Below are 512 nucleotides of genomic sequence, written 5' to 3'. Positions count from 1 at the left end.
CCTAAATATTTTTTTGGAATACCTACGGCAGCATAAGGCACTTCATAGTTATTTTCATCTTTTACCAAACCTTCTAAAACTACTTTTTCCTGCTGTGAGAAACCGGATAAAAAGCACATAAAAAAGAAAGCAAACACATATTTAACTATTGTAGTTTTTTTCATATTCAGCAATTTTCAGTTAACGTTTTGTATTAAAAACAAAAACCATACCTAATACAAGGTATGGTTTTTTTCGAAATAATTTATATTTTTTGCTTAAATAGACGCCTTAATTAGCTCTCTATTCATTCTTGCAATATTATCTAATGAAATTCCTTTAGGGCATTCAACCTCACAAGCACCTGTATTTGTACAGTTACCAAAACCTTCTAAATCCATTTGCGCTACCATATTTTTAACACGGTCTGCAGCTTCAACTTGTCCTTGCGGCAATAAAGCATATTGTGAAACTTTAGCACCAACAAATAACATGGCAGATGAGTTTTTACATGTTGCCACACATGCCCCACA

The 512-nt window shown here is 32.8% G+C and carries 1 protein-coding gene; it reads right to left on the bottom strand.

Translation table 11 applies throughout. From position 1 onward, the window contains the following. Nucleotides 1-257: 257 nt before the first annotated feature. The coding region (locus FUA24_RS00225; RefSeq protein WP_148539578.1) for a 4Fe-4S dicluster domain-containing protein at nucleotides 258-512 on the bottom strand (255 nt) is incomplete at its 5' end.

The organism is Seonamhaeicola marinus, from assembly GCF_008085455.1.
The sequence above is the reverse complement of the archived record's forward strand: the minus strand, read 5'-3'. Positions and strand labels throughout refer to the sequence as shown.